This is a genomic window from Ralstonia sp. 24A2 (genome assembly GCF_051783885.1).
Taxonomy (GTDB): domain Bacteria; phylum Pseudomonadota; class Gammaproteobacteria; order Burkholderiales; family Burkholderiaceae; genus Ralstonia.
Window position 1 is genome coordinate 2614898 of record NZ_JBPVZD010000002.1, and the last position, 26263, is coordinate 2641160.

Annotated in this window: 21 protein-coding genes and 1 pseudogene; 8 read left to right on the top strand and 14 right to left on the bottom strand. The window is 62.9% G+C overall.

The features are described 5' to 3' along the window. Positions 1 to 838 precede the first annotated feature (838 nt). Both ACS13N_RS17080 and ACS13N_RS17085 read right to left on the bottom strand, forming a co-directional pair. Positions 839 to 1093 (bottom strand): translation initiation factor 1, encoded by a 255-nt coding sequence (locus tag ACS13N_RS17080; protein ID WP_438932730.1) that lies wholly within the window; start codon positions 1091 to 1093, stop codon positions 839 to 841. A gap of 81 nt (positions 1094 to 1174) precedes the next feature. Beyond that, entirely contained in the window at positions 1175 to 1405 is a 231-nt protein-coding gene (locus ACS13N_RS17085; RefSeq protein ID WP_438932731.1) for an isochorismatase, read from the bottom strand. Positions 1406 to 2090: 685 nt separating this feature from the next. On the opposite strand from ACS13N_RS17085, the gene ACS13N_RS17090 reads away from it, so the two are divergent. The 3 genes from ACS13N_RS17090 (at position 2091) to ACS13N_RS17100 (ending at position 3700) form a co-directional block, all read left to right on the top strand. Beyond that, positions 2091 to 2294 carry a cold-shock protein gene (locus ACS13N_RS17090; protein WP_252682127.1) on the top strand — a complete coding sequence of 68 codons (204 nt, stop codon included), beginning with the start codon at positions 2091 to 2093 and terminating at the stop codon, positions 2292 to 2294. A 440-nt stretch (positions 2295 to 2734) separates the two neighbouring features. Next, positions 2735 to 3064 carry a hypothetical protein gene (locus ACS13N_RS17095; RefSeq protein ID WP_438932732.1) on the top strand — a complete coding sequence of 110 codons (330 nt, stop codon included), beginning with the start codon at positions 2735 to 2737 and terminating at the stop codon, positions 3062 to 3064. Positions 3065 to 3334: 270 nt separating this feature from the next. Then, positions 3335 to 3700 carry a hypothetical protein gene (locus ACS13N_RS17100; RefSeq protein WP_438932733.1) on the top strand — a complete coding sequence of 122 codons (366 nt, stop codon included), beginning with the start codon at positions 3335 to 3337 and terminating at the stop codon, positions 3698 to 3700. Between the two features lie 260 nt (positions 3701 to 3960). Here the strand turns inward: ACS13N_RS17100 and ACS13N_RS17105 are convergent, their stop codons facing one another. The 3 genes from ACS13N_RS17105 to ACS13N_RS17115 form a co-directional block, all read right to left on the bottom strand. Further along, on the bottom strand, positions 3961 to 7083 hold the full coding sequence (locus ACS13N_RS17105; RefSeq protein WP_438932734.1) for an efflux RND transporter permease subunit: 3123 nt from the start codon (positions 7081 to 7083) through the stop codon (positions 3961 to 3963). Next, entirely contained in the window at positions 7080 to 8195 is a 1116-nt protein-coding gene (locus ACS13N_RS17110) for an efflux RND transporter periplasmic adaptor subunit (RefSeq protein WP_438932735.1), read from the bottom strand. The genes ACS13N_RS17105 and ACS13N_RS17110 overlap by 4 nt, the downstream gene beginning before the upstream one ends. Positions 8196 to 8282: 87 nt before the next feature. After that, a complete protein-coding gene (locus ACS13N_RS17115; RefSeq protein WP_438932879.1) occupies positions 8283 to 8897 on the bottom strand; it encodes a TetR/AcrR family transcriptional regulator in 615 nt (204 codons plus the stop codon). A gap of 86 nt (positions 8898 to 8983) precedes the next feature. Between ACS13N_RS17115 and ACS13N_RS17120 the strand changes: the two genes are divergently transcribed. From ACS13N_RS17120 to ACS13N_RS17135, 4 genes and pseudogenes are all read left to right on the top strand, one after another. Then, positions 8984 to 10444, top strand: coding sequence for an efflux transporter outer membrane subunit (locus ACS13N_RS17120; RefSeq protein WP_438932736.1), 1461 nt, complete (start codon positions 8984 to 8986; stop codon positions 10442 to 10444). Between the two features lie 59 nt (positions 10445 to 10503). After that, positions 10504 to 11310, top strand: coding sequence for an oxidoreductase (locus ACS13N_RS17125; protein WP_438932737.1), 807 nt, complete (start codon positions 10504 to 10506; stop codon positions 11308 to 11310). Positions 11311 to 11392: 82 nt separating this feature from the next. Beyond that, positions 11393 to 11586 (top strand): annotated as a pseudogene (locus ACS13N_RS17130) (MFS transporter); the annotation flags it as partial. A 188-nt stretch (positions 11587 to 11774) separates the two neighbouring features. Beyond that, positions 11775 to 13277 (top strand): diguanylate cyclase, encoded by a 1503-nt coding sequence (locus ACS13N_RS17135; protein ID WP_438932738.1) that lies wholly within the window; start codon positions 11775 to 11777, stop codon positions 13275 to 13277. A 266-nt stretch (positions 13278 to 13543) separates the two neighbouring features. Here ACS13N_RS17135 and ACS13N_RS17140 read toward each other — a convergent pair whose 3' ends face one another. From ACS13N_RS17140 to ACS13N_RS17160, 5 genes are all read right to left on the bottom strand, one after another. Continuing rightward, positions 13544 to 14269 carry an OmpW/AlkL family protein gene (locus ACS13N_RS17140; RefSeq protein ID WP_438932739.1) on the bottom strand — a complete coding sequence of 242 codons (726 nt, stop codon included), beginning with the start codon at positions 14267 to 14269 and terminating at the stop codon, positions 13544 to 13546. A 147-nt stretch (positions 14270 to 14416) separates the two neighbouring features. After that, a complete protein-coding gene (locus ACS13N_RS17145) occupies positions 14417 to 16357 on the bottom strand; it encodes an acyl-CoA synthetase (RefSeq protein ID WP_438932740.1) in 1941 nt (646 codons plus the stop codon). A 5-nt stretch (positions 16358 to 16362) separates the two neighbouring features. Further along, a complete protein-coding gene (locus tag ACS13N_RS17150) occupies positions 16363 to 17316 on the bottom strand; it encodes a fumarylacetoacetate hydrolase family protein (RefSeq protein ID WP_438932741.1) in 954 nt (317 codons plus the stop codon). 48 nt (positions 17317 to 17364) lie between these two features. Beyond that, the gene (locus ACS13N_RS17155) at positions 17365 to 18435 is read right to left on the bottom strand and encodes a VOC family protein (protein ID WP_438932742.1); all 1071 of its coding nucleotides are present in this window, start codon (positions 18433 to 18435) and stop codon (positions 17365 to 17367) included. Between the two features lie 10 nt (positions 18436 to 18445). Then, the gene (locus tag ACS13N_RS17160) at positions 18446 to 20134 is read right to left on the bottom strand and encodes a bifunctional 3-(3-hydroxy-phenyl)propionate/3-hydroxycinnamic acid hydroxylase (protein ID WP_438932743.1); all 1689 of its coding nucleotides are present in this window, start codon (positions 20132 to 20134) and stop codon (positions 18446 to 18448) included. A gap of 134 nt (positions 20135 to 20268) precedes the next feature. Here ACS13N_RS17160 and ACS13N_RS17165 point away from each other — a divergent pair, with 134 nt between their 5' ends. After that, positions 20269 to 21024 carry a TetR/AcrR family transcriptional regulator gene (locus ACS13N_RS17165; RefSeq protein WP_438932744.1) on the top strand — a complete coding sequence of 252 codons (756 nt, stop codon included), beginning with the start codon at positions 20269 to 20271 and terminating at the stop codon, positions 21022 to 21024. Between the two features lie 55 nt (positions 21025 to 21079). On the opposite strand, the gene ACS13N_RS17170 is transcribed toward ACS13N_RS17165, so the two are convergent. From ACS13N_RS17170 to ACS13N_RS17185, 4 genes are all read right to left on the bottom strand, one after another. Then, positions 21080 to 21739, bottom strand: coding sequence for a PqiC family protein (locus ACS13N_RS17170; protein WP_438932745.1), 660 nt, complete (start codon positions 21737 to 21739; stop codon positions 21080 to 21082). Next, a complete protein-coding gene (locus ACS13N_RS17175) occupies positions 21739 to 23334 on the bottom strand; it encodes an intermembrane transport protein PqiB (RefSeq protein WP_438932746.1) in 1596 nt (531 codons plus the stop codon). Before ACS13N_RS17175 ends, ACS13N_RS17170 begins: the two co-directional genes overlap by 1 nt. Positions 23335 to 23381: 47 nt before the next feature. Further along, positions 23382 to 24710 (bottom strand): paraquat-inducible protein A, encoded by a 1329-nt coding sequence (locus tag ACS13N_RS17180; RefSeq protein WP_438932747.1) that lies wholly within the window; start codon positions 24708 to 24710, stop codon positions 23382 to 23384. A gap of 87 nt (positions 24711 to 24797) precedes the next feature. Next, positions 24798 to 26261 carry an efflux transporter outer membrane subunit gene (locus tag ACS13N_RS17185; RefSeq protein WP_438932748.1) on the bottom strand — a complete coding sequence of 488 codons (1464 nt, stop codon included), beginning with the start codon at positions 26259 to 26261 and terminating at the stop codon, positions 24798 to 24800. Positions 26262 to 26263 lie beyond the last annotated feature (2 nt).

Below are 26263 nucleotides of genomic sequence, written 5' to 3' on the forward strand. Positions count from 1 at the left end.
CTTTTGCGCGCACTTGAGCGATGAGCTGCGACAATGCGCGTGCGCGACGGCGTGTCGAAGATGCGTCGCGATGCTGCGAGCCGCTGCCGGCTACACGAAGCTTGCCTCTTTCGACTAGAGCGCAGACACAATCGGTGCAGTCGATGAGGAAAAGTACGAAATCCGCCTATACAGTGCCCATAGGAACAGCTGGCGCATGCACGCATCGCTCTGGAACCAGACGCGTGCCAGTTTGCTCATCGTTGCACCGGTTTCTGCTGCTGCCCGCCGTGCAAAGCGGGGCGCTTTGAATCCAGCCTGCGCGGCATTGCCCTGAACATGGCGGCGATATCTATTCGGTATGCCATAGCCGCTCCGACCGAACGCGCATCCGATGCCGTGGATCGCAGGCAGTGGCAGCGAGGAGAACAGCCTCAAGAGAATAGGCCGAGCCCGCTGAGCGAAAGAGGCACGGCGATGCACGGTGTTGCACTCCTGGCGTAGTTGCCTGACGCGCCGTCAAACGTTTCACAAGGCGTCAGCTAAGACGGCAGAAGCTAGCAAGCCAATGAAGACACCTACTGATCAAGCGACCATCCTGGGTTAGGCACGTTTTTCCCTTCGCGATAGGTCCAGCCCGCGCCGCACGTGCGGCATGTGAACGTGCTCACTGTGACGGCCGCGGCCTTAGATACTTTGATGCGTTGTGTGTCGGTGATCCTTAGGGAAGCATGGCCTGACACACCAAGTCGACCGACTTCAATGGCTAGGCAAGCGCGGCAGAGTGTCATGCCAATTCCTCTCTCGAATAACGTGGACCCGATATAGCGCGCGGGCATTCGTCCGTTTCGTCTTCGGTCTAAACGCCAAAGACAGGAGCACCATACTTCAACAGCAATTGCTCGATCTGGCTCATGTCATCGGTGCGCGGTGTTCTGTCTTCTGTCACGCGCGACGGGCCGCCGTACACGGCCGCCACATGCCTGCGCACCGTCAGTACATCATTGGCCGGCGGCGCGATGATGACGGCATCACCGGGCTCGTGCCGGTAGCTGCCATCTTTCCAACCGTCGGGCGTGAGGTGCAGCTCTTCCCATTCATCGCTAACAGACATGGTGATTTCCTTTTCGTTGATTCTGGGGGGACGCCTGCCGTTGCAGCAAGCGGAAAAGCCACCCGAGGCGGCTTGCATGGTTCAGTTGTTGTGACGAGGTGCCAGACGTGCGATGGCGGCTCTTCCTGCAAGCCGGGCTGCATTTCTTGCGAGTGCTTCTGTGCGATGTACGCTGTGGCGCATCGAGACGTTGGCGAGGATGCGCTCCACGCCATCGCTGTACTCATTGATGAGATAGGTGGCAAACCAGACGCCTGGCTCTTGCTCGATCGGATACACGGACACCGTGTAGGGGGAAGGGACTTGGTTCAATAGACTGCTAGGTTTCGGGCGAAGGCTGATGGCAGGTGTGGGCAGGCCACTTCTTGCTGCTGACGAACGCCACGATGGGTAAAGCCAATGTCGGCGTGTCACGCATTCAGATGCATGACGCAAACCATTGGCAACGAGGTGACCGCACTTGCGCAGGCTGGCACGCCTAGTACATGCGCGCCGCATACGGAGCGGATAAACCGCCGGTCAGGTAGGTGATGGGCTGCGCGGCCCAGGGTGATTCGGGTGTACGCCCGACGGGTGGCTGGCGCTTGTTGTGTTGTCTTGCTCGGCACCCGGCCCGATCAATTCGAAGAACGGGCTAAGGTGGCGCATGGTAACAGCTTCTCGCCACCATGGCTTCGTGCGAGCCTCAATGACTTGCCTCGCGCGTATCCATCGAGCGGTACCGGCCTTCTTTGATGTGCAGCGGCAGCAACGTACACACAACATGAGGTGCTAGAAAAGAGCGGCCCCATCCACATCCAGGCGTTATTTCGGGGATGATCGCCCTTATCCTTGACAGAACCTTGCGATACCGGTACACCTCGTGCCGCAGGCTTTTCAAGCAGTTACTCCGATGTTTTGGGTTGTCACGCCAAGCGACACCTTTTTCTCTCTGTTCCTTCTTTGATTGTCATGCCTGGTGAGCATGGGCTCATCCAGAACGTTTAAGGCATCCAACATGGAAACCGGTATCGTAAAGTGGTTCAACGACTCCAAGGGCTTCGGCTTCATCACCCCTGACGCGGGCGGCAACGATCTGTTTGCTCATTTCTCTGAGGTTCAGGGCAATGGGTTCAAGTCGCTTCAAGAGGGGCAGAAGGTCAGCTTTGTGTCAGGCGTAGGCCAGAAGGGCCCCGTCGCGACCAAGATTACAGCGATCTGATCCATCTCGCCCGTAATAAGAAACCCCGCCACGCGGGGTTTTTTTTCGTCCCCGCATATGGCCTCGCGCCCGACATACAGCGCACGCTGCGGGTACCGCCATAGGTAGCTGTTTTGAACGACACGCCCCGACAGTGCCTGGTTCGCCTTTGCCTCTTGCGTTCACCTGCCTCTCCCCTGAGCGCGAACAGCATGTTTGCGGTACTTCGGAAGATAGTGACGTCGTCGTGCTGTTATGGGAGTACAGTGGGGCACCAACAATGGCGCGCCGGATCTTGCATCCGTTGGTACGAGCATTTTTACCCGCACCTGTGATCACAGCACTCGGTGGCGCCCCCCTACGCTGGATCAAGCCCTGCACGCTGCCATCCTCGCCTGTTCCGCACACGGACGCTTGCCCGTCGATGCTCCGACTCGCGATGTAGGTCATGGAGATCCGTGATGCTCGACCTTATCGCGTTTACCAAGCCGGTGCTCGATGAAATTACCGGGCAGGATGTGCGGACCTGGAACTCTGGTCCGAGTGTGCTGACAGCAAACTGGCAGGTACCTGAACTCGACAGCCGCATCTGGCGTGTGAGAACGCTCACGATCGCATTCACGCACGATGTCATGAATCAGTTACTGCACGCGAATCACCCAGATCTTTGTCAGCTGCAATGCATGCTTGACCGCGTTCTACGGGCGCGCCTAGGGCTGCATGCCCAGACAGACCTGGGAGATCGGACGCTCATGATTACCGTCGATCATCTGGGGGTGGTTCAAAGTTAAGCGAACCGAGAGTTCAAAGTTGTCCAAGCAACGCCACCAGGAACACCTGTGGATCGTGGGGCACCGGTTCAGGGGTTGAGTGACTCTAGACACCTGCACGAGACAACTGCGCTAGGCCGGCTCAGCACGCGCAAGCGCCCGAGCACTCGCTCTCGCCACAAGCGAGTCCTCTGCAATAGCAAGCGGTTGTATCGGTGCAAAAGCAATTCGGCTGACGTCTTCCTCGGGCACGCTCGGCGCATTTGGCAACATGGCGACAACCCACTCAGGGTGATTATCCGCCGCCTCGTTCGCAATCAAGCGTGCGATGGTGGCCAGCGCCAGGCCGCTGATGAGATCAAGCGCGATCTCGATCGGAATCCGGCTGAACCACCGCTCATCATGCGCGACACGGTCTACACCTTGAGCGCAATTGGCGTATTCGGGCTGCACACCGTTTTCGTGCAGCAATACCAGAGCGATTCGAACAATCCGTGGGGCACCATCCGCTATCGCACGGTCAACGCCGGTGGTTTCTTCACGACGAAGGTGCCTGGTATCGATGCGGCGGTCACGATCCAATACATGCGAACAGTCGCGTCGCACAACGCCAAGGCCGGGGACCTCACGCAGATTCGGATCATCAAGGTGTTCTGACGCCGCCGTACCGGTGCGCGTCGTCGATGCGGGTCCAGTTGGCACCCTTGTCGTCGGAGCGATACACGGCGTCCTTGCCGTTGATCGTTCCGTCTCTCAAAAAACAATCGGATAAGAAAAAAAACGCCTGCCCCAAGGTCGAGAGAGAACGGAGGTAACACGGGCAGGCGGGAGCCAAAATTTTCCGCTGCTTACGTAGCGTTCGAAAGCAGGTTGAGACCAAGGGCAATGTGGCGAGCACACGCCCTTGCCAGTCAGCATCACTCGGGCACCAGTTCTCTGGATGGCTGCGCTTGCATATGCCGATCCTCGGGGGCGTTGGCCACGTTGCCGGGCCGGATCCTGAACCAGATGGAGTACATCGCCGGCAGGAACACCAGAGTCAGGATCGTCCCGGCAAACGTCCCGCCGATGAGCGTGTAGGCAAGCGCCCCCCAAAACACCGAATGGGTCAGCGGGATGAAGGCCAGGATGGCGGCCAGCGCGGTGAGAATCACCGGGCGGGCACGTTGGACAGTCGCTTCCACCACTGCCCTGAACGGATCCAACCCTTCGTCCTTGTTGTGCTGAATCTGCCCGATCAGGATCAGCGTATTGCGCATCAGAATGCCCGACAGCGCAATCAAGCCGACCAGCGCGTTGATGCCGAACGGCTGCCCGAACAGAATCAGCGTGGGCACCACACCAATCAACCCCAGCGGGCTGGTCAGAAACACCATGACCATCGCCGGGATGGATCGCACCTGGAAGATGAGGATGACCAGCGTGATGGCCAGCATGATCGGGAACAGCGGCAGCATGGCCTTCGTCGCCTTGCCCGATTCTTCGATGGAGCCCGCCTGTTCAATGCGATACCCGCTCGGCAGTTTCTCGATGATGGGCTGAAGCTGCTTGCTGATGGCGCCCGACACATCGGGCGGTTGCAAGCCGTCGGCGATATCGCCACGTACCGTGATGGTCGGCATGCGATCGCGCCGGCGGATGATGGGTTCTTCCATGCGCACATCGATCTTACCGACCTGCGAGAGCGGAATGCGTTGCCCATTGGCACCGGCCAGCGTGAAATCGCCGATCTTGGCCGGGTCGAGCCGAACGCCACCGGCTGAACGCGCGGTCACCTGCACGGTACGGATGTCCTCGCGCACGGCCGTCAAGGGAATGCCGTTGAGCAGGAATTGCAGTTGCTGTGCGACGGCGCTGGAGGTCAGCCCCACGGCTTGCAAGCGGTCCTGCTGCAAGGTGAAGTGCAGCGTAGGTACGCGCGTGCCCCAGTCGGTATTGACTGTACGCATCATTGAGCTGGCGTCCATGACGTGCTGTACATCGGTCGCGATGCGACGCAATGTCTCCGCGTCCGGGCCGGTCACGCGATAGGCCACCGGGAACGGCGAATACGGACCAAACACGAGTTGCGTGACACGCACGCGCGCCTCCGAGGCCAAGCCATCAGCAACGGCCTGGCGCAGGCGCTGCTTCAACGCGTCGCGCTCTTCCTGACTGTCGGTGCGAATCACGATCTTGGCGAACGACGGATCCGGCAATTCCGGCCCCATCGCCAAGTAGAAGCGTGGTGCCCCTTGGCCGATGTAGGCCGTCACGATCTTGGCTTCCTTCTGCTTGGCGAGCCAGGCTTCCAGCTTTGCGGTCGCGGCGTCTGTCTGGTTGATCGACGTGCCATAGGGCATCTGCACCTCGACCAGCACTTCAGGGCGATCCGAGATCGGGAAGAACTGCTTCTTGACCACTGCCATGCCCACGATCGCCAAGGCGAAGAGGCCCACCACCGCACCCGCGACCAGCCATTTGCGTGCGATCACACGGCCAAGCAGCGCACGGAAGTGGTTGTAGCGCGGCGTGTTGTAGATCGCATCGTGGCCACCTTCGACCTTCTTGAAGTCGGGCAGCATCTTCACGCCCAGGTACGGCGTGAACACCACCGCCACCACCCACGACGCAATCAGCGCAATGCCGACGATCCAGAACATGTTGCTGGTGTATTCGCCCGCAGTGGATCGCGCAAAGCCGTTGGGCATGAAGCCGACGGCCGTCACCAGCGTGCCCGACAGCATGGGCGCCGCCGTGTGGCTCCATGCATAGGCCGAAGCGGCCACGCGGCTGTAGCCCTCCTCCATCTTCACCACCATCATTTCGATGGCGATGATGGCGTCGTCCACCAGCAGGCCCAGCGCCAGAATCAAAGAGCCCAACGTGATGCGGTCGAAGTTCTTGCCTGTCGCGGCCATCACCACGAACACGACGGCCAGCGTGAGCGGCACGGCAGCGGCCACCACCAGGCCCGCGCGCCAGCCCATGCTGACGAAGCTCACCAGCATCACCACCAGCAGCGCGGCAAAGAACTTGAGCATGAACTCGTCAACAGACGCGGCGATGTTGACCGCCTGGTCCGTCACCTTGGTCAGGCTCATGCCCAGTGGCATGTCCGCATTGATGGCACCGACTTCCTTGTCGAGTGCCGTGCCGAGGTCGAGCCCGTTCCAGCCCTCGCGCATCACGATGCCCAGCAGCAAGGCGGGCTGCCCACCATTGCGCACCATGAACGTGGCGGGATCTTCATAGCCGCGCTTGACTGTGGCGATGTCCGACAGCTTCAACGTACGGCCCTGCGATACCACCGGCGTATCCCGGATCTTCTGCAGCTCGTCGAACGCGCCGTCCAGGCGGATGAACACCTGCGGCCCCTTCGTCTCGACCGAGCCCGCAGCCGTCAGCGCATTCTGGCTGTTGAGCGCGGCAAACACCTCTTGTGGGCTCACACCCAGCGTCGCCAGCCGGTCATGTGAAAACTCGACGTAGATACGCTCGGACTGCTCGCCAATGATGTTGACCTTCTTCACACCCGGCACGTGCAGCAAGCGCTGGCGCAGCGTCTCCGCATCGCGCACCAGCGCACGTTGCGGCTCGCCCTGCGCTTTGAGCGCAAACAGGGCAAAGGTCACGTCCGAATATTCGTCATTGACGATCGGCCCGATCACGCCGGACGGCAGGTTGCCCACCTCGTCGCCAACCTTCTTGCGCGCTTGGTAGAACTCTTCTTGCACTTCCGAGGGCGGTGTGGTGTCGAGCAAGGTCAACGTGGTGAATGCGAGACCCGGCCGCGTGTACGTTTCCGTGCGGTCATACCAGCGCAGCTCCTGCATGCGCTTTTCGATCTTTTCGGCCACTTGGTCCTGCATTTCCTGCGCGGTGGCGCCGGGCCATACGGTGACGATGTTCATCACCTTGACCGTAAATGCCGGGTCTTCCGCGCGCCCCAGCTTGAAGAAGGAAACGAGCCCTGCCAGCGAGATCAGGCAAATGAGGAACAGCGTGACGGCACGCTCACGCACGGCAAGTGCCGATAGGTTGAAACGACCTTGGCTCACAGTCGCCCCCCCGCGATAGCAGTGCTGGCGCCCTGACCCGCCACGCGGACCTGCTGGCCCTCACGCAGCAGTTGCGCGCCAAGCGCGACGATCCGGTCGCCCTGCTTGACCTGGCCGGCAACGCGCGCGCCTTCGTCACCAAGGCGAACAATGGTGATGGAGCGCCACGACACCTTGGCCGGGTCGCCCTGGATGACCCACACGCCCGGGCCCTTGCCGGCATCGAACACGGCGCCGAGGGGCACCTGCAGATCGCCTTGCGCAGTCGCCAGCCGATCGGGAATCTGGATCGTGACAGTGGCGCCCAGCGGGGCGTTGGCCAGCTCGCCATCCAGCACATAACGCGCTTCGTACGTGCGGGTAAGCCGGTCCGCAGCGTCCGACAATTGCCGCAGTTTGGCAGGCGTGCCATCGCTTTCCTTGCCGAACAGCGTGGCCTGTGCGACCGAGCCGATCGCAGGCCGCAACGTTTCTGGTAACTGGACCACCGCTTCACGGCGACCGGCATGGGCCAGGCGCACTACCGCCTGCCCCGCGCTGACGACTTGGCCAGGCTCGGCCAGCGTTTCCATGACCACGCCGTCGCCATCAGCAACGAGTTCTGCATAGCGGCTGGCGTTGCGCGCGACATCGGCCTGGGCTTCTGCGGCGCTCAACTGGGCTTTGGCTGCATCCGCCGCAGCCTTGGCCTGGTCATAGGCCGAAGCGGAAATGGCACCGGTTCCGCGCAGATCGCGGTAGCGCGCTTCATCTTCCGCCGTCTGTTGCGCGCGTGCCTTTGCAGCCGCCACGGTTTCTTGCTGTGCATGCGCGGCGAGCTTCAGATCGACCGGGTCGATACGCATGAGCGGCTGCCCACGCTTGACGGTTTGTCCAGCGTCCACCAACCGCTCCAGCACCTTACCGGGCACACGGAACCCGAGGTCGCTCTGCACCCGGGCAGCGACGACGCCCGTGAACGAACGCGATGCCGAAGCCACCGGCTGCACGAACTCGACACGCACCAAGGGCGCCTCGGTGCGTGGGTCAGCAGGCGCCTTTTCGCCGCAGGCGATCAACACCAGCGGCAACGCAAGGACAGCGGTAGAGGTAACGAAGCGACGCGAAAGCATGAAAGCCCCATCGACAGAATGATTTGGGCTTTCATTCTTGTTCTTGTGACCAATTTAGTCAATGGTCACAAAGAAAAAAACTGCGCATCAGGGGGAAAGGCTTCGGAGGACGAGACTGGAAAGCAGCCCGGGGGCCACCTCTGTGTAGTCAAAGCTGTACTGCAAAAGCAACGGATTCATGTACGGGCGCATGACCAGGTAGATGGCCGCCGTGGTCTCGTCCAGCGGCGTCTTGCGCTCAAAGTCTCCGGTCTCCCGGCCTTCCTGCAGCACATCGCGCAGCAGTTGCTGGATGCGCCCCTCATAGGCGATCACCGACTGCCAGCGCTCCGTCGCTGCCGAGGCCGCGATCTCGTACAGCTTGCGGTCGTGGGAAAACAGCCGAAGGCTGGCTTCCGTCAAGGCTTTGAACATGCGGCGCAGCTTATCCGGTGCAGAGGTAGCCTCGCCTAAAGCGGCATTCACGTCGGCCTCGATCTCGCGCAGGCAGTTGGCGCAAATCATCTCGCCAATGGCCTGCTTGGACTCGAAAAACTTGTAGATGTAGGCCTTGGAAAAACCGATGGCCTTGGCCAGATCGGACACGGCAGTCTTCTCGTAGCCGTAGCGGCTGAAGTGCTCGGTGGCGGCGGCGACGATCTGGTCTCGCACGTCGTGGTCCGCCGGGCCGCGGGCGGAAACGGGGTAAGGAGTGGTCTTCATGGGCTCCAGCTTACGCCAGTCGAGATAGTTGAACAACTTGTGACCAATTTGTACTATAGTCACTAAAAATTTCGATGGACGTCGCCATGTTGCCAAAACACTCCCTTGCGGCCCTCCTCGTTGCCAGCCTGGCAGCCGGTTGTGCCGTCGGCCCAGACTATGTGAAGCCCGATGCGCCGGTTCCCGAACGATTCCTGGGCCAGACGGCAGTCGAGCAGCGCCCGGCCAATGCGGCAGCCGATCTATCCACGTGGTGGGCCGGCTTTGGCGATCCGCAACTCACGCAGTTCGTGCAACTGGCGCTGGAACAAAACCTGGACCTTGCCCAGGCTTTCGCCCGGGTCACGCAAGCACGTGCGGGCTTGGGGGCTGCCAATGCGGCGTTGCTGCCCTCTGGCAACGTCACGGGCCAAGCGGCGCGTGCGTACCAGTCCGTTGAAACCCCGTTGGGCCGCGTCCTGAATTCGAGACCGGGCTTTGACCGCTACGGCAACGCGTTCGAGGCCGACGCCAACGCAAGCTGGGAGCTGGACGTATTCGGCGGCCTACGCCGTGGCCGCGAGGCTGCGCTGGCGGACTACCAGGCCTCCCAGGCCGGTGCGGTCGCCACACGGTTGGCCGTGGCCGCGCAGACGGCCGATATCTACATCACCCTCCGCGGCTTGCAAACGCGCCTGAAGGTAGCGCGCCACCAAGTGCAGACGCAGGAGGCATTGCTCGCCACCATCAACCTGCTCTATGGCAAGGGACTGGCGGCGGAGCTTCAAGTCCGGCAAGCCGAAGGCGCACTGGCTCAGGTGCGCGCTTCCATCCCACAGCTTGAGGCGGGCCTCGATGCCGCGATGAACGCGCTGGACGTGATGCTCGGCTCACTGCCGGGCACGCACCGGACCGAGCTGGCGGAAGACAAAGACATCCCAGCCGCTCCGCAGATCGCGATCAGCGGATCACCGGGCGAGCTGCTGCGGCGCCGGCCTGACCTCATCGTCGCCGAGCGCCGCCTCGCGGCCTCCAACGCGCGCATTGGTGTCGCCATCGCGGAGTACTACCCGAAGTTCTCGCTTGGCGGCTTGCTCGGCAGCGCCACATCGGTGGGCGCCGGCAGCCTGTTCGGCAGCGGTGCCAGCCAATTTGCAGGCGTGCTCGGCCTGCGCTGGCGCCTGTTCGATTTCGGCCGTATCAACGCGCAGATCGATCAGGCCAAGGGACAGGAGGCAGAGATGCTGGCCGCGTACCGGCTCGCCGTGCTGCGCGCCACGGAAGACGTGGAAGACGCCTTCTCTGCCTTGGTCAAGCGCGAGGAGCAAGCCGTTGTGCTCACACAAGGCGTGGACTCGCTTGGCCGCGCGCGAAACGCCTCGTTCGCCGCGTACCAAAAGGGTGTCGTCAGCCTGATTGAAGTGTTGCAAGCCGACGAAAGCCTGTTGCGCGCATCGGACGCGCGCGCTCAGGCGCAAACGGAATCCGCGCGCGCTGCCGTTGCGGCGTTCAAGGCGCTGGGCGGCGGCTGGCAGCCCGACCCATCGACTGCCGTCGCCAGCAAATAGTCCCCTCGCAAGAACCGATTTTCCGCAGCACCTGCCCACTCATCCAGCAAAAAACTGCCATGTCGAATTCCAGAGTTATTGTGATTACCGGCGTGTCCTCCGGCATTGGCCGTGCGACCGCCGCAAAGTTTGCCCTGCGGGGCTGCCGCGTGTTCGGCACGGTGCGCAACCTCGCGACAACACAGCCGATCGCCGGCGTTGAACTGGTCCAGATGGATATCCGCGATGAAGCCTCGGTTCAGCAAGGAATCGAGACCATCATCAGGCAGGCGAAGCGCATCGATGTGCTGGTCAACAGTGCAGGCGTGGCTCTGCTCGGCGCAACCGAAGAAACGTCGGTTGCCGAAGCGCAGACGCTGTTTGACACCAACGTGTTCGGCATCTTGCGCACCACGCAAGCCGTGCTGCCGCACATGCGCGCGCAACGCTCGGGAAGAATCGTGAACATCAGCTCGGTGCTTGGCTTCCTGCCAGCGCCCTACATGGGCCTGTATTCGGCATCCAAGCACGCGGTGGAGGGCATGTCCGAGACGCTGGATCACGAGGTGCGCAAGTTCGGCATCCGCGTGGCGCTTGTCGAACCCTCGTTCACCAAGACCAGCCTCGATACCAACGCGCCGCAGGCGGCGTCCAAGGTCCCGGCTTACGACGCGGAGCGCAGCGTCGTGTCCCGGACCATTCAACAAGCTGTCCAGAACGCACCGGACCCGGATAGCGTCGCCCGCACGGTGGTCGATGCTGCACTGGGTGCGTGGAAGATGCGCCGCACACCCAAAGGCGAGGCATCCCTCCTGCGCAAACTGCGCCGCTTCATGCCGGCAGGTCCGGTCGACTCGGGCCTGCGCAAGACATTCGGACTCTCCTGAGGTTGGCTGCGCGGAATGCATCCGGCGCGCTCCATCGGAACTGACGCACCTAGACAACGCCACAGCCACGGCGTCCGCCACGATGGCACCGGCCGCACCTAACGCGCAGCCTGCCGGCGCATCCCTTGGCCGGTGTTCTGGATCGCCAGTGTGGCGGCATTCCTTGTGTCGATGGACGGCACGATGCTGTTCGCCGTTTTCAGCGCCTTACGCGCAGGGTTTGCGCAAGCCAACACGGCGGACCGTTCCTGGGTGCTGAATGCCTACACCGTCGCCGGGTATTTGTGTCTCAAAGGCAGGGCTTGCAACAAAAAGCAGCTCGCCGGACTGCAGTTTTCCTGTCTTGTGCCGATAACCGGCGGTGACGGCGTGCCACGCACGCGCCAATACCGCCCCCAGATCGGCTGCAGTCTGCCTCACGAACCAGCAGACGTGCGGTCTGTCGTCGCGCCCAAGACCACGACATGCCCCTTCGTCCCTACGCCCAACGGCTGGCCACCTTGGCAGGCCACCATCCCTTTTTCGTTGGTGCACTGGGGACGTTGCTGACACTGGTGGTCCTGTCCATCAGCGTGCTGACGCTGTGGGCAGACCGTGAAACGGCCATCGAGCACGCTCACGAAACCTCAAAAAATGTCGCCGCCGTTCTGGCAAGCCACGTCTCGCGCACCGTCGACTCGGCAGATCAATCGCTGCAGATGCTGATCGCCGAGATCGACAAGCCCGGCATCCGAAACCTGGATCCAGAGGTACGGCATGACCTGCTTTTCAGCCAGACGGCCTCCGCCCAGCACCTCACGGGCATGGGCATCACCGACGACAAGGGCCAGCTCGTTGACGGTTGCTGCTCCCCGACGCATCACTGGAATTTCAGCGACCGCGACTACTTCATCGTCCACCGCGACCACGCAAACGTTGGCCTCTATGTGTCCGCCGTCTATCAGGCACGGTCACGCGCGGGCGTGGAGGCCATTGCGCTTAGCCGAAGGATGAACCGACGGGATGGGACATTCGCGGGCACCGCGCTGGTCGCAATCGACCTCGACTACTTCAGGCAACTTCTTGAAAAGCTGGATGTCGGGCCGCGCGGCGTCACTGCCATTGTCCGCATCGATGGAACACTGGTGGCGAGAAATCCGCCACCTAGCGCAACCCGCGCGTTCAGTCTCAACAAATCCCTCGTGTTCCCGCGCATGGTGAATCAGGAGTCGGGCTTCTATGTGGCGCCCTCGGCCAGCGACGGCGTGCTACGCCTATACACATTTCAACGCGTGCCAGGCACACCATTCATCGCCGTGGTCGCCCCGGCAATGGACGATGCACTTGCAGCCTGGCGGCGGCTGTCATGGATCGTAGGACTATCGTCACTGTCCGTGAGTCTCGCGTTCTGCGCAGGCGTATGGCTCCTCGCATTCGCCCTGCGTGGGCGCGTGGCGGCCGAAAACCACCTGCGTGAGCTGACACAAACCGACCCGCTCACTGGCCTGAAGAACCGGCGCGCACTGGATGTCGTACTGGAAAACGAGTGGGATCGCCTGCAACGCAACGGCAGTTGTCTATCCGTGCTCTTTGTCGATGCCGATCACTTCAAACGCTATAACGACGAGCACGGACATGCACAGGGTGACAACGCGCTCCAGTACCTCGCCAACTGCATTTCCAAGCATGCGCGACGACGCGGCGATCTTGCGGCCCGATACGGTGGAGAGGAGTTCGTGGTCGTGCTTCCCGACACTGACGAAGCCGGTGCCACGCAAATCGCTGAAGCGATACGTGCGGAAGTCGAAGCGACCCGTACCACAGTTGGCAGCCCGGGCTTGGCACCATTCACAGTGAGTGTCGGTTGTGCCACCGCGCGCCGATCAAGCTTTCCGTCATTGAATGCATTGACTAAGGCCGCGGACGATGCGCTCTACGAGGCTAAGCGCAGAGGACGGAACTGTGTTGACTACGCGACAACACCCTAGTCTCGCAGACCGGGCATGCACGCAGTGGAGCCCGCGATGAGCGGTCGTTGCGCGTCGAAGCGCGATCAATGTTGGGGGTTTCTTCACGATGAAGGTGCCCGGCATCGACGCGGCGGTCACGCTCCAATACATGCGGACAATCGCATCGCACAACACCAAGGCCGGGGACTTCACACAGATTCGGATCATCAAGGTGTTCTGACGCTTCGGTGCGAAGGTGGAAGGCGTGTGGCTCGCGTGCCGCATGCCTAGCACGCACATCAGCACTAGAACCGGTACCCCACCGACAGAAAGCTCGCCAGCGGGTTGATCCGCACCTTTGTCGTCGTTGTCACGGTGCCAACCGGCGCCTGCGTCGTCAGCGTCGCCTTGGTGGACAGCCACATATACGACACCGATGCGCCAATCGACCAATGCGCGTCGATGTTGTACGTCAGGCCCGCATTGACGATCGGCGCGAACGACTTGCTCAGCGATGCCGTGGTCGGACCGACCAACATGGAGCCGGTTGTTGGCGAAGCGAGAATCTGCCCGGTCGCCAAGGGCCTGCTGAGTTCGATGTCCCGATACCAGACGTAGGCGAGACCGGCGCCCAGATAAGGCCGGATACGCGCGGTTGGCTCGCCAAAGTGGTACTGCACTTGCGCGGCCGGACTCCACGCCCGTGCTGTGCCCATCTCGCCGACAGACGCCAGCGATCCGGTCCCGTTCAGGTGCAGCTTGGGTGGAATGCCGAGCACCGTTTCGAGGGCTACACGGTCCGTGACGAAATACCGCGTGGTGAGCGCGAAGGTATTGGCGTTAGCCAGTGTCGACCCGCTGCCGGGCACTACGGCCGATTGCCCGAGGGCATTCACGGTCAAAGGCTGGCTGGAATCTTGAGGAGCGAGATGCATCCAGCCCGCATTGACGACCCACTGCCCTGCCGACTGCGCATGGGCGAGCGAGGTCGCCGCGAGCGACAAAAGCATTGCCGCGCGTGTGTACTTCATGTTGTCTCCGATTTTTGTAATGTGGGAACTGCAACTGCAGGAATGCGCCGCCATGCGGCGCAGGGCACTTCACCCGCTCACGATGGGGTGAACGGGCGAGGAATTCCTCCTTCGGTCAGGTGAGCCGCAACGCTGGCCCACTCGCCTTCAATTGATGGAAAAGGGAAACGGGAACCGGCCCAGCACTTCACGCGCAGCGGCCGTCGATGCCGATGCATCGAGCTTTACTGAGATCGACAGGCCTCTTGATTTGTCTTCGGCGACATCCAACGCGTCAAACGCAATGCCCGCATCCCCGAGCGCCGCAGACAGGGCTTCGCGTGTTTCACGGTGCCTGAGTGCGGGCTTGAAGATCTTGCCCACGGCAGTCAGGGGCATCGTTTCAAGGATGTTGACCTGCCGGGGTAGCGCGGCCCGTTCCCCAATCTCTGCCTTCAGGAAGGCCAGTAATTCAGCTTCCGTTGCAGACGCACCGGCACGCAACTGCACGTACGCAACCGGCAGCTCCCCTGCATGTACGTCCGGACGCCCGACGGCAGCGGCAATCTGTACCGCTGGGTGACGATGCAGTGGCGCTTCGATGGTGAGCGGATCGATGTTGTGGCCGCCTCGGATGATCAGCTCCTTCTTGCGGCCCGTGAGCCAGAAGTAGCCTTGTGCGTCCTGCCGAGCCAGATCGCCGGTGTTGAGCCATCGCTGGCCGTCCCCCGTATCGATCCAGAGCCCCTTGTTTTGCTCTGTCTGGCGGTAGCCCGCGAAGACATTGGGGCCCGACACCAGCACCACGCCGACTTCATCGACAACGCAATCACGCAGGTACTCGCCGCCATCGCCCAGTACGACGGTCTTCATCTGCTGCGTGGGAACGCGCAGGCCAATGGAGCCAAGGCGGCGCTCGCCCATCGGCGGATTGACGCTGCTCACACATGTGGCTTCGGTGAGCCCATAGCCCTCGAGGATCTTGATGCCGGTCTGTTCCTGGAAGCGGCGAAACACCTCCACCGGCATGGGTGCTGCGCCGCATAGGCCGTATTCGAGCGATTTCACATCCCGCCCGCCAACAGGCACTTGCAGCAACGAGGCGTACAGCGTCGGTACGCCGCTGAAGAAGTTCACGCGATGGTGCTCGACGATCTCCCAGAAACGCTGGATCACGCCCTCGCCGCGATAGCCCTGCGGCGTGCCAAGCACGACATGCGCGCCTTTAGAAAACGGCAGCAGCCCCGTCACCAGAACGCCGTTGACGTGGAACAACGGCAACCCGCAAAACACGACCTTACCGGGCCCGATCCCGTCACCCAGCACCTGCGAGGTGCTCCACGCGTTCGCCACTTCGTTTCCATGACTGCGCATGGCGATCTTCGGCAGGCCCGTAGTGCCACCCGTACAGAAATACGAAGACGCATCTTGCGCAGCAATGCGTCGCCCGCTGTTCAGGCCGTCCGCACGTTGCGCCTGGACGGCGCTGTTGAAATCGTGGATACGTACCGACGTCGGGACAGCGCCGTGCAGCCCTTGCGGACCGAGCAGTCGCAGGGCCTCGTTCTTTTGTATCTGCGCGGCACATTGCGCCGCGCCATGCACCCGGTCGACCAGATTCACCAGCACCAGGTGCCTCAGGCTCTTGATGGCAGGCAAGTGCGGTTGCAGCTTGGCCCAGGTGTCGGTGCCTGGAAACGGTGCCAGCGTGACCAACACCGATGCGCCGGCGGCATTGAGCAACTCGGCCAGCGCGGCCCCTTCGAGCAGCGGGTTGAAGGCCGCGACGATACCGGCAGTCTGTCCGCCCCAGATCACGAAATGCGTCTCTGGAAGGTTGGGCAACACAAATGCGATCACGCTGTCTTTCTTGACGCCAATGCTGTCGAAGAAGTTCGCCGTCTGCGTGATGCGCGCGAGAAGCGCCTCATAGCTCCACGTCTGCGGCGTACGGTGATCATTGACGGTCAAGAAGAAGCTCAGCGCCGGCGCCTTCGGATTCAGGCTGGCGCCACGGCGGATCATCTCGTAGGTGCTCTGTGGAAGATCGAGTGGAAGACCGTGCGCTTCCGCAACTTCCACGTCGCGCAAGCTGGCGAATCCGGACATGGTTTTCACTCCTCGGCGACGATGCGATTGCGCTGCGCGCCCAGATCGATCCGTCCATCGGACGAATGGATACGCGCTTCCACCACATCGCCCGATTTGAGGTACTGGGTTCGCCCAGCTTGCACCTTCAGGAACATCTCCCACTTCGCCTTCTCGGGCAGCATCGCAGCGACCTTCTGCTTGGTGGGCGACGGGATCGACAGCGCGCAGCCCGCCGGCGTGCCGGTCGCCAACAAGTCGCCCGGTTCCAGGTCGTGCACGCGAGACAGTTCGGTCAGCGTCTCGGCGGGGCCATAGACGAGGTTGGCCGTCGTGTCGTTCTGTCGGAGCTTGTCGTTGACGGTCAGCTTGAGCTGCAGGCTTCTGAGCGCCGGGAAATCGGGCGGTTCCAGCAGCGTCAGCCACGGGCCGACCGGGCCGAACGTGCGGAACGACTTGCCCTTGTAGAACTGCATCTGCGGGATCTGGACGTCGCGTGCGGAATAGTCATTCACGATCACGGCGCCAGCCACGTACTCGTGCAGGTTGCCCTCCGTCACGTCGACCGCACCGTGAATGGCTTTGCGCATGACCAGCCCAAGCTCGATCTCGTAGTCGAGAAACTGCACGCGCTTCGGCTTGATCACGTCGCTATCGGCCGAGACGATGCAGCTCGATGCCTTGGTGAAGATCATGTTGTACGTCTTCACGTCCGGGTCCATGCCGGACTCGATCATGTGCTGGCGGTAGTTGGCACCCTGGCAGATGAACTGCTGGTTGCGCGTGACCGGAGACAGCAGCTTCACCGCGGACACCGCGAGCGCTTCCCCATTCAGCGCGGCAAGCTCAGTCAGCGTTGTATTGCGGACGAAGTCACCCGTCGTGGCAAAGGTGCCTGGCACCGGTGTGATGCGCGTATCCCGGATCACGCCCCACTGGACCTGACCCTGGTATTCAAAGCGAACGATATTGATCGACATGGCAAAAGATGCGTTGGGTGAATGAAGGCAGGACGCTTCCGGGCTGCCTCAGGCAAATATCTTGGCGAGCGTCACCAGCTTGCGGAACGTCAGGTCTGGGCTGCGACGCAGGTTGCGAACGAGCGCCGCGATAGCCGACGGTGTCAGCTTCGGCTTGGTGAAACTGGCGGGCATCGCCTGGCCCCACTGCGACATGGCCTCGCGGCTGACGGGGTGGATGCCCGTCGGCCGATCTGCGGTGAACAGGTCACCGTCGCAGTAGTGCTCGTGCTTGTCGCCCCACGGGTCTTGCCAGTAATCGAATATCTGGCTGCCGAGGATGTGCCGGCCCAGCCCCCAGGCGTGATCCCACCCCTGCTCCCGCAGCATGCGGTGCCCCATGCCGACGGCATCGGCATCGATCAGCTCGAAGGCGCTGTGGCTGTACTTCGAAACAAAACCCTGAGCGAGCGCGAGCGTGTGGTGATCGGCCGGCATGTCGCCCAGATCCAGCCGCATGAAGGCCACCGCAGGCGAGCCGTCCGGCAGTACCTGGATGTCACTGGGAATAAAACCGAAGTGCTGCGTGTACCAGGCGCAGGTCGCCTGGAAGTCGGCAAGCTCCAGGACAACGTGCCCCAGGCGGATCACCTCTGGCACAGCCGCAGGCGGCCGCTGTGTTTCGTTGATGCGCAGCGGCGCGTCAACCGAGTTGAGCGGCAACGGTGCGCGGTGCGGCAGCGCAGCCACGGGCATCTGACCCGCGACGGCATCGACACGAAAGCCGGACGGATCGACAAGGCGCACTCGATCGCCGCCACCCGGCAAATCTGATGGTTCCACCACCGATGCGCCAGACACCTTCGCGAGCGCATCCAACGCTGCGCGGTCAGCCACCTGCAATCCGAAACCGACAAACGCCGCCTTCGCAGCCTTGCGGACGACATAGCAGAACGGCGCCGGGCCGGTCCCGCGCAAGAGCAGCGTCGCGTCATCCCGCTGCACGGTCACGAGACCAAAGTCATTGAGGAACCGCTCGGCCTCTTCAAGATCAGGCCGGTCGAACATCAGGTACGCAAGCGCCGACGCCTTCGTCGTCGGCCGTGGATGACGTGCGGGCTGTGCTGTGGTGAGTTTCATGGCTAGACACTCAAGCGGATTGAACAGTTGCGGCAGTGGCTGGCATGGGGTCCGCCTGGCCGCCGAGCAGCGCCAGGCTTTCGCGAACGAGGCGGTCTGCCTCGGCGGCGGGCCCGTCATGCACCACCGTGCGGTCGGGGCGCACAACGGCCACCCACCCGACGGGCACGGCGTCCGGCAGGAACGCGCCGTTGATGTCTTCCCACACGCATTGCTTCTCAGAAGGCAGAGACTGCCCGCGATGCGCGATCTGAACGAACACACCGCCCAGGCGGGCAAATGCGGCTGCCGTTGCGGGCTCCAGCGCCGTGCGGGTGTCGCAGCCAAAGCTGACCAGCGTGTAGCCGTGGCCGAGCACGTCGTCGCTCAGGCACGTGCGCCCATCTGCATTCCTGACCCAACCCTGCGGAAGAACGCCGCCACGCGTCAGCTTTGTTGACGAGCATCCTTCGACAAAAAGCCCGGTCTTGAACGCGTTCTGCGGCTTGATGCGCAGCTCTTCAAACTGCGAGCGCAGCCCGGGCACAAGCCGGGTCAAGCGCATCAGGCCATGCGTCAACAGCGCGATCGGGGCGCTGCGCGGCATCACCAGCTTGCCCATGAACCGTGCGAGATTGATCATGGCTTTAGCATGCGGGCGGCGTTCTTCGTCATAGCTGTCGAGAATCCGTGCGTCCGCTCGGCCTTGCAGCACCCAGGCCAGCTTCCAGCTCAGGTTGGCCGCATCCCGCAGGCCAGCCACCAGCCCTTGGCCGACGAACGGCGGCGTAATGTGCGCGGCGTCGCCAACGAGGAAGACCCGGCCAACGCTGAACCGGTCAACAGTTCTGGCGTGGAAGCGATAGACCGCCTTGCGCTCGATCGTGATGTCGTCCACGTTGGTCCATGGCTGCAGCAACGCGCGAATACGGTTGTCCGACTCCATCTCTTCGCGGCTCTCCCCGGGGTGGAGCATGAACTCCCAGCGCTCGCGGCCGCCCGGGGCGACCATGTGCGGCGTGGGGCGCCGGTGGTCGCAGAGAAACTCAACGTGATCGATCGGCTTGGGCACATGACGCGCGTCGACGACGAGCCAATCCTCGGCGTACGTCGTGCCCCGGAATTCCTGCCCAATCAGGTGGCGCACAACGGAACTCGCACCATCGGCACCGACCACGTAGCGCGCGCGGACCCGGTGTACCTGACCGCGCCCGACATCGAGCGAAGCCAGCACGCAATCGGGCAGATGGGTGATGCTGAGCAACGTAGTGCCCAGCGCGATATGCACGCCATCGTGCGTGGCCAGGCGTGCGCGCAGGCAGCGCTCCAGATCGGGCTGATAGAACGTGACAAGCTTCGGATGGCCGTCCAGGCTGCCCAGCGTATTGACTCTGCCGAACTCCCCAAGCCAGGGGGAACGCATGCGCACGTACGGAATCGCTACCGTTTCGAAATCGCCCTCGCCGATACCGGCCTGTTGCAGGATTCGCAAGGCTTCGTTGTCCAGCGCAATGGCGCGCGGGGCCATATGGATGTCGGGAGCCTTGTCGATGGCCATCACACTCACGCCGTGACGCGCCAATAGATTTGCCACCATGGCCCCGACGGGGCCGAGCCCCACGACAAGGATGTCTACTTGAGATGGCAGGTCACTTCCCCCCGTGGGGCGTGAGCCATCCTCAACGCGCGAACTGGCACGCGCATGTGCATTTGTCTCCACCGCTACTCCGTGTCTTTGTCTACGTCTCTACCAGGCTTTCCTCGCCTTTTTGACATTAAAGTCATCACTGATGATTTTGTCAATATCGACGTTCGAATCTATAATTGCGGCCATAACAAGGATTGCAGACCGCCATGGCCACCACCGAGACTCGCCGAACACCGAAGCGCCCCACCGCGAAGACGCCCACGCCTGCGGCGCCCGCAGTTGAAGAGCGCGAGCCGCGTGGCGCGCGGCGCAAGCGTGAAACACGCGCACGTCTGCTGGATGCCGCGCTCGGGCTCATGGCCGATCGGGGCATGGAAGGCGTAGCCATCAATGAAATTACCGAGGCGGCGGACGTCGGTTTCGGGTCGTTCTACAACCACTTCGAGTCGAAGGAAGCCATCTACGCCGCGCTGGTGAGCTCGGTGTTTGAAGAGTTCGCCGATTCGCTCGACAAGGTCACGGAAGGGCTATCCGACCCGGCTGAGATCATTTCCGTGTCGGTGCGGCATACGCTGGTCCGGGCGCGGCGCGAGCCTGTATGGGGGCGCTTTCTCATTCGGGAGGGCTTCTCGGCGCGCGTTCTGACACACGGCCTCGGCCAACGCTTGCTGCGCGATATCGAGCGCGGTATTACCGCAAAGCGGTTTGTGCTTGCCGATCCGTTCATCGGCTTCCTGTCGGTCGGCGGCACGGTGCTCACGGCCATCTCGGCCGAACTCAACTTTCTGGCGCCGGATGCGCCGGCTGCCAATATCGTCCAGGAGCTGGGCTTCACGGGCGAGCATTTCCCCGAACGCACCGCCGCCGTGCTGCTCCAAACGCTGGGGCTCAAGCGCGCTGAAGCCGAGAAGGTGGCCGCCCGGCCGCTGCCCGTCGTGGAGATTGCAGACAGCGCAGCCTGATCTGATTGCCCGCGTTGGGGCGCGGGCGTCTATGGCGCCCGCTGATCGACCCACCTCACTTGGCCAACGTACTGGCCGCCGAATCCAAACAACCTGGCATCGGCCGCGCCGCCTCTGAGGGTGCAGCAGCGTAAGTAACCAGCGCCTCCGCCATCTGCGAAGCCAGCGTCTTCAGTGCGCGCCGATGGCCCTGCACCACGCCATCAATGCCTGCGGACACGTCCTCCCGGACGACGCTGCGGCACGTCAGCACTTGACGATCTTCCGCCGTGCGAATCGTCCATACGGCGTCGACTGAGACATGCGAGCCGCGCCACGATTCAAACCGCTGCACTTCCACAGCCACACGGTAGACCGGGTGTTTTCCATCGTAGGGAAGGCCGTGCAGGTCCATGACGCGGGTCTGCGACGCCATCCCCGACGAGAGCGCCGCGCGGATTTCATCGGCGACGGGCGAAGCCCAGCGATCCATCTCAAGCACGTCGACCTGGCCTGAACTGGTTTGCACCACCAGCCGCCTGCCGGCCACTGAGGGCGGGACACGCACTGGCAGCACGTCGACGAGCAACGCCGGTGCGGGTGCGGGTGCGGCCACCGCAACCCCATCGGCAGCACGCAAGCTATAGAAACGCGCCGGCGGCGAACTGCACGCCGCCAGGGCTGCGCAGGCACCTGCACCGGCAAGCACGCAGCGAATCGGGAACCAGGAGAACATCACCGCGCATCCCCCTTCTTGCCAAACAACAGCGATTCCGGATGGCGCTCCAGATAGTCCGTCAGCGCATTGAGCGATTGAAGCGTGCGGGTCAGCTCCTGCATCGCCTCGTGCACATCCGACTGGAGCGGCGAGTCCTGCCGCAAGGTGGCCTGTGCCGCATTGAAGGTCTGCTGCGCAGAAGCCAGCGTGTCCCGCGCCTGGGGCACCACCTCTGTATCCAGGTGACCGAACAGGCGGTTGGCGTTTTCCAGCGCGCCGTTCAGGTTGCTGCCGATCTTGTCGAATGGCACCTGGTTCAGCTTCTTCGCAATGTCGGCAAGCTGCACCTGCAACTCGTCGAGCGAATTCGGAACGGTCGGTAGCTCCACAGGCGAGCGATGGACATCGACTGTCGCGTGCGGCGCCTTGGGGAACATATCGAGCGCGACATACAGCTGCCCGGTCAGCAGATTGCCCATGCGAAGCTGCCCACGCAGCCCTTGCATGACCAGATGCTGCAGCAGCTCATGGCCGCCCGGTGTGTCGGGCGCAGGAAGCGACGTGTTGCTGCGCCGGCTGAGCCGCGACGGGTACAGCGCCATCATGACCCGCATGCTGAACGTCTTGGCCGCCTCGTCGTACTCGATGCCGATGTCGGTGACGTTGCCGAGCGCGATGCCGCGCAAATCCACAGGTGCGCCGACAGATAACCCACGCAGCGACTGGTTGAACCGCATGACAACGGTCAACGGCGCACCGTCGGGCTCACGCATTGCGTCCGCCTCGTCCGATGCCAGCTTGAACACCGTGTTGTCTGGCGGCGGTGGCCCATCCGCCTGGCCTTGCGGCGACTGAAACGCCAGGCCGCCGACGATGACGGTGGCGAGCGACTGCGTGTTCAGCTTCAACCCGCTGGAATCGAGCCGCAGATCCACCCCGCTGGCATGCCACCATCGCGTGTTGGCACCCACGTACTTGTCGTAGGGCGCGTTCACGAACACGTTCACCTGCACGCCCCCGCCTTGCTTGTCCAACGCAAAGCCCACCACCTGCCCCACTTGCAGATGGCGATAGAAGACCGGCGCACCAATATCGACAGACCCGAGCGAATCGCCGCGTAGCGAGAACTGGCGCCCTTGCTGATCGGTGGTGACGGAAGGCGGGCTCTCCAGCCCCACAAATTGGGTCTGGCCGTCCTTGGAGCGACCGATGTCCACGCCGATATACGCACCCGAAAGCAACGTGCCGAGCCCGGAGATGCCGCTCGCGCCCACACGCGGTCGGACCACCCAGAACCGCGTGTCCTTGGTTGCAAATCGCTCGGCTTCGTGCGCCAGTTGAATCTTCACCATCACGCGCTTGAGATCGTTGGTCAGCGAAATCGCTTGAATCGTGCCGATCTCAACGTCCTTGTACTTCACCTTGGTCTTGCCAGCCTCAAGGCCTTCGGCATTGGCAAAGGTGACGGTGACGGTCGGGCCTTTCTCGGCGATGGTCTTGGCGACGAGTGCGAGCCCAATCAATGCTGCAATCAGCGGCACGAGCCAGACCATCGAAGGCAGCCAGCGCCGCCGGGGCGTGATCTCGGGGAGGGGTAGATCGATAGGACGCATTGCTTGCAAAGGGAAGGAGGCAGATGGGTGTTGCGCGCGGAATCCGTTCAGGAACCGTCTCGCGCGGATTCGGCGCCGTGGGGGACGGCGTCCCAGATGAGCCGGGGATCGAACTGCATGGAGGCGATCATGGTGAGGATCACCACTGCGCCAAAGGCCAGTGCACCAGGACCCGCGGTGATGACGGCAAACGAGCCGAAGTGCACCAGCGCTACGGTAAGTGCCACCACGAACACATCCAGCATCGACCACCGGCCGATGCGTTCGACCAGGCGATAGAGCTGAGTCCTTTCGTGCGGGCGCCAGGCAGAGCGCCGATGTGCTGCGAACACCAGAAACGCCAGAATGGCGAGCTTGAGCATCGGCACCACCACGCTGGCAATGAAGACGACCGCAGCCAGGCCCCAGTCGCCGGAGGTCCAGAAGTACGCCACCCCGCTCAGGATGGTGTCGTCCTCCGAACGGCCAAGGGAGGTGCTGTGCATCACCGGCAGCAGGTTGGCGGGGATGTAAAGCAGTGCAGCAGCCAGAAGCAATGCGGCGGTTCGTGAAACGCTGGCCGGACGGCGTTCGTGCAAGGGCGTATGGCAACGACTGCACCGCGGGTGTGCCTCGCCGTCATGAAGCGGCTGCACGCTGCCGCATGTGTGGCAGACAACCAGCCCGGCCTGCTTCGCCGAGACGGTCTCCGGTGAGTCCGCCTCTACCGGTTCGTGGGGCAGCGATTCAGCGCGCAGTTCGGCCGACGGCGTTGCATCGTCCCGTGCTTCGATCTCGTCGCACGCATGCCAGAGCCTGTGCGGATCGAACCGCGAAACCATCGCCAGCAGTACCGTCAACGCGCCGAATGCAAACAGTCCGGCACCAGGAACCACGCGCGCGAGGCTGACCATCTTTACCGTCGTGACGAGCACGCCGAGCATGAAGACTTCGATCATTCCCCACGGCCGAAGCCATTGAAGGAACCGGATGACGCGGCGAAACCCGGGAGGCACACTACCCACGCGCAAGGGAAGCAGCACGTAAAGCAACGCCAGCAATTCCATCGAGGGAAAGAGCGTGGTCGTAAACAACACGACCGCAGCCACGATGCGCATCTGCCCCGTCCATAGAGACGAGACCGCATCAAGCAACGTGGCTTGCGACGTCATGCCCTGTGCCTTGAGCGCAATGATCGGGAAGCACTGCGCGATCACCAACGCAATAAGCGCCGCAACAACCATCGCACAGGTGAAGTCGAGTGTCGGGCGGGCGTGATGGGCGCTGCTCAGGTCGCTCGCGCAGCGCGAGCATCGGACATTCAAGCCGTCCAACAGTGGCGGCCGCCGAAACACGCGGTCGCATTCATGACAGGCAATCAGGTGGGCGGATTCCATGGGAGTGGCCTAGGCCAATCGGCATTGCAGGCGAAGCGCGGCACTCCACGCTTGAGGTGTAGAGGCCGGGCCTATCCAAAAGCAATGTCAGTCTTTGGCGATCGTCTGATCGGTGTTGGCGGGCAGTTCACCCATGGCCTGCAGCAACGCAGCCGTGTCCCTCATGCGCCGGCTGGTCGCGCGCACGGTGTCGAGCTGTGCATTCAGGTACTGCTGCTCGCTCGATTGCTCCGCGGATGCGGGCAACGCTCCCAAGCGGTGGCGCGATGCGGTCTCGTTGAACGCGGTACGCGCTGCTGTCGAAGCCACTTCGGCTGAAGCGAGCGTCTGCGCATCGTTCTCCAATGCGGCGAGCGTATCGGCAACGTTTTCAAATGCCGACAAGACTGCTGACTTGTATTGCAGCACCGTTGCGTCATACAGCTCCAGCGTGGCCCGGCGGTGCGCCATCAATGCGCCACCGTGGAAGATCGGCTGCGACAGCCCGGCGCCCACGGCCCATAACCCGCCCGCACCTGAGAGCAACGCCGGCCAGCTCAACCCGCCGCGACCGAGCGAGGCGGTGAGCGACAGGCTTGGGAAGAGCTGCGCGGTGGCCTCGCCCGCGTCTGCGGACGCCGCCTTGACGGCAGCGGCGGCGGCGCGGATATCCGGGCGAGCGCGCAGCAAATCCGACGGCACCGCCACCGGCACCTGGTGCGGCAACGAAAGACTGCTGAACTCCGGAACCGCAGGCGCTGCATCCGGTGTGCGCCCCAACAGTACGGCCAGTGCATGCACTGCGGTCGTACGCTGTTGGCGCAACTGCGGCAACGTCGCGGCCAGCGACGCCGCGCTCTGCGTCGAGGCCAACGCCTGTGCGTGCGACAACGCGCCCAGCTCATACCGCCGCTGGCTATCGCGCGCCGTAGCGTCGGCCACCACGACCAGACGTTCGGTCAAGGTGATCTGCTGATCCAGGGCGGATGCATTGATCACGGTGCCGACGATGTTCGCGGCCAGCGCACGCCGCGCTGCCTCGAGTTCGCAGCCGCGCACGTCCACCCGCGCGGCACTCGCGGCATTGGCATAGCGCGTCGCGCCAAACAGGTCGAACGTGTAGTGCGCCTGCAGCTGCCCAACGAACACGTTGTAGCGCAGTGCCTCGGGCCCCACGCCCGTAAGGTTTGGCGTGCGCTGGCGCGCCACCTCTGCCCCAGCATCGATGGATGGGAGTGTTGATGCCCCCACCTGCCCACGCAGTTCCTCCTGCGCGGCGGACAAGGTCTTCTGCGTTGCGGCCAACGTGGGGTTGTTGCGCAACCCCTCTTCCACCAACGCGTTCAACGCATCGGAACGATAGAGCTTCCACCATTGCGGCACCGGCGCGGCACCCACATCAAACTGCTGGGCTACGCCGGCCGCTTCCACCGTCTTCTCAGACTGAGTGGTCACGCCGTAGTGCTCCGGCGACGGCATGGTGGGCGGGACGCTGGTGGGCGCCAGGGCGCATGCCGTCAGGGCAAGCACCGACGTTGCGACGAGCGCGCACGTCATACGAGAGCGTTTCATGA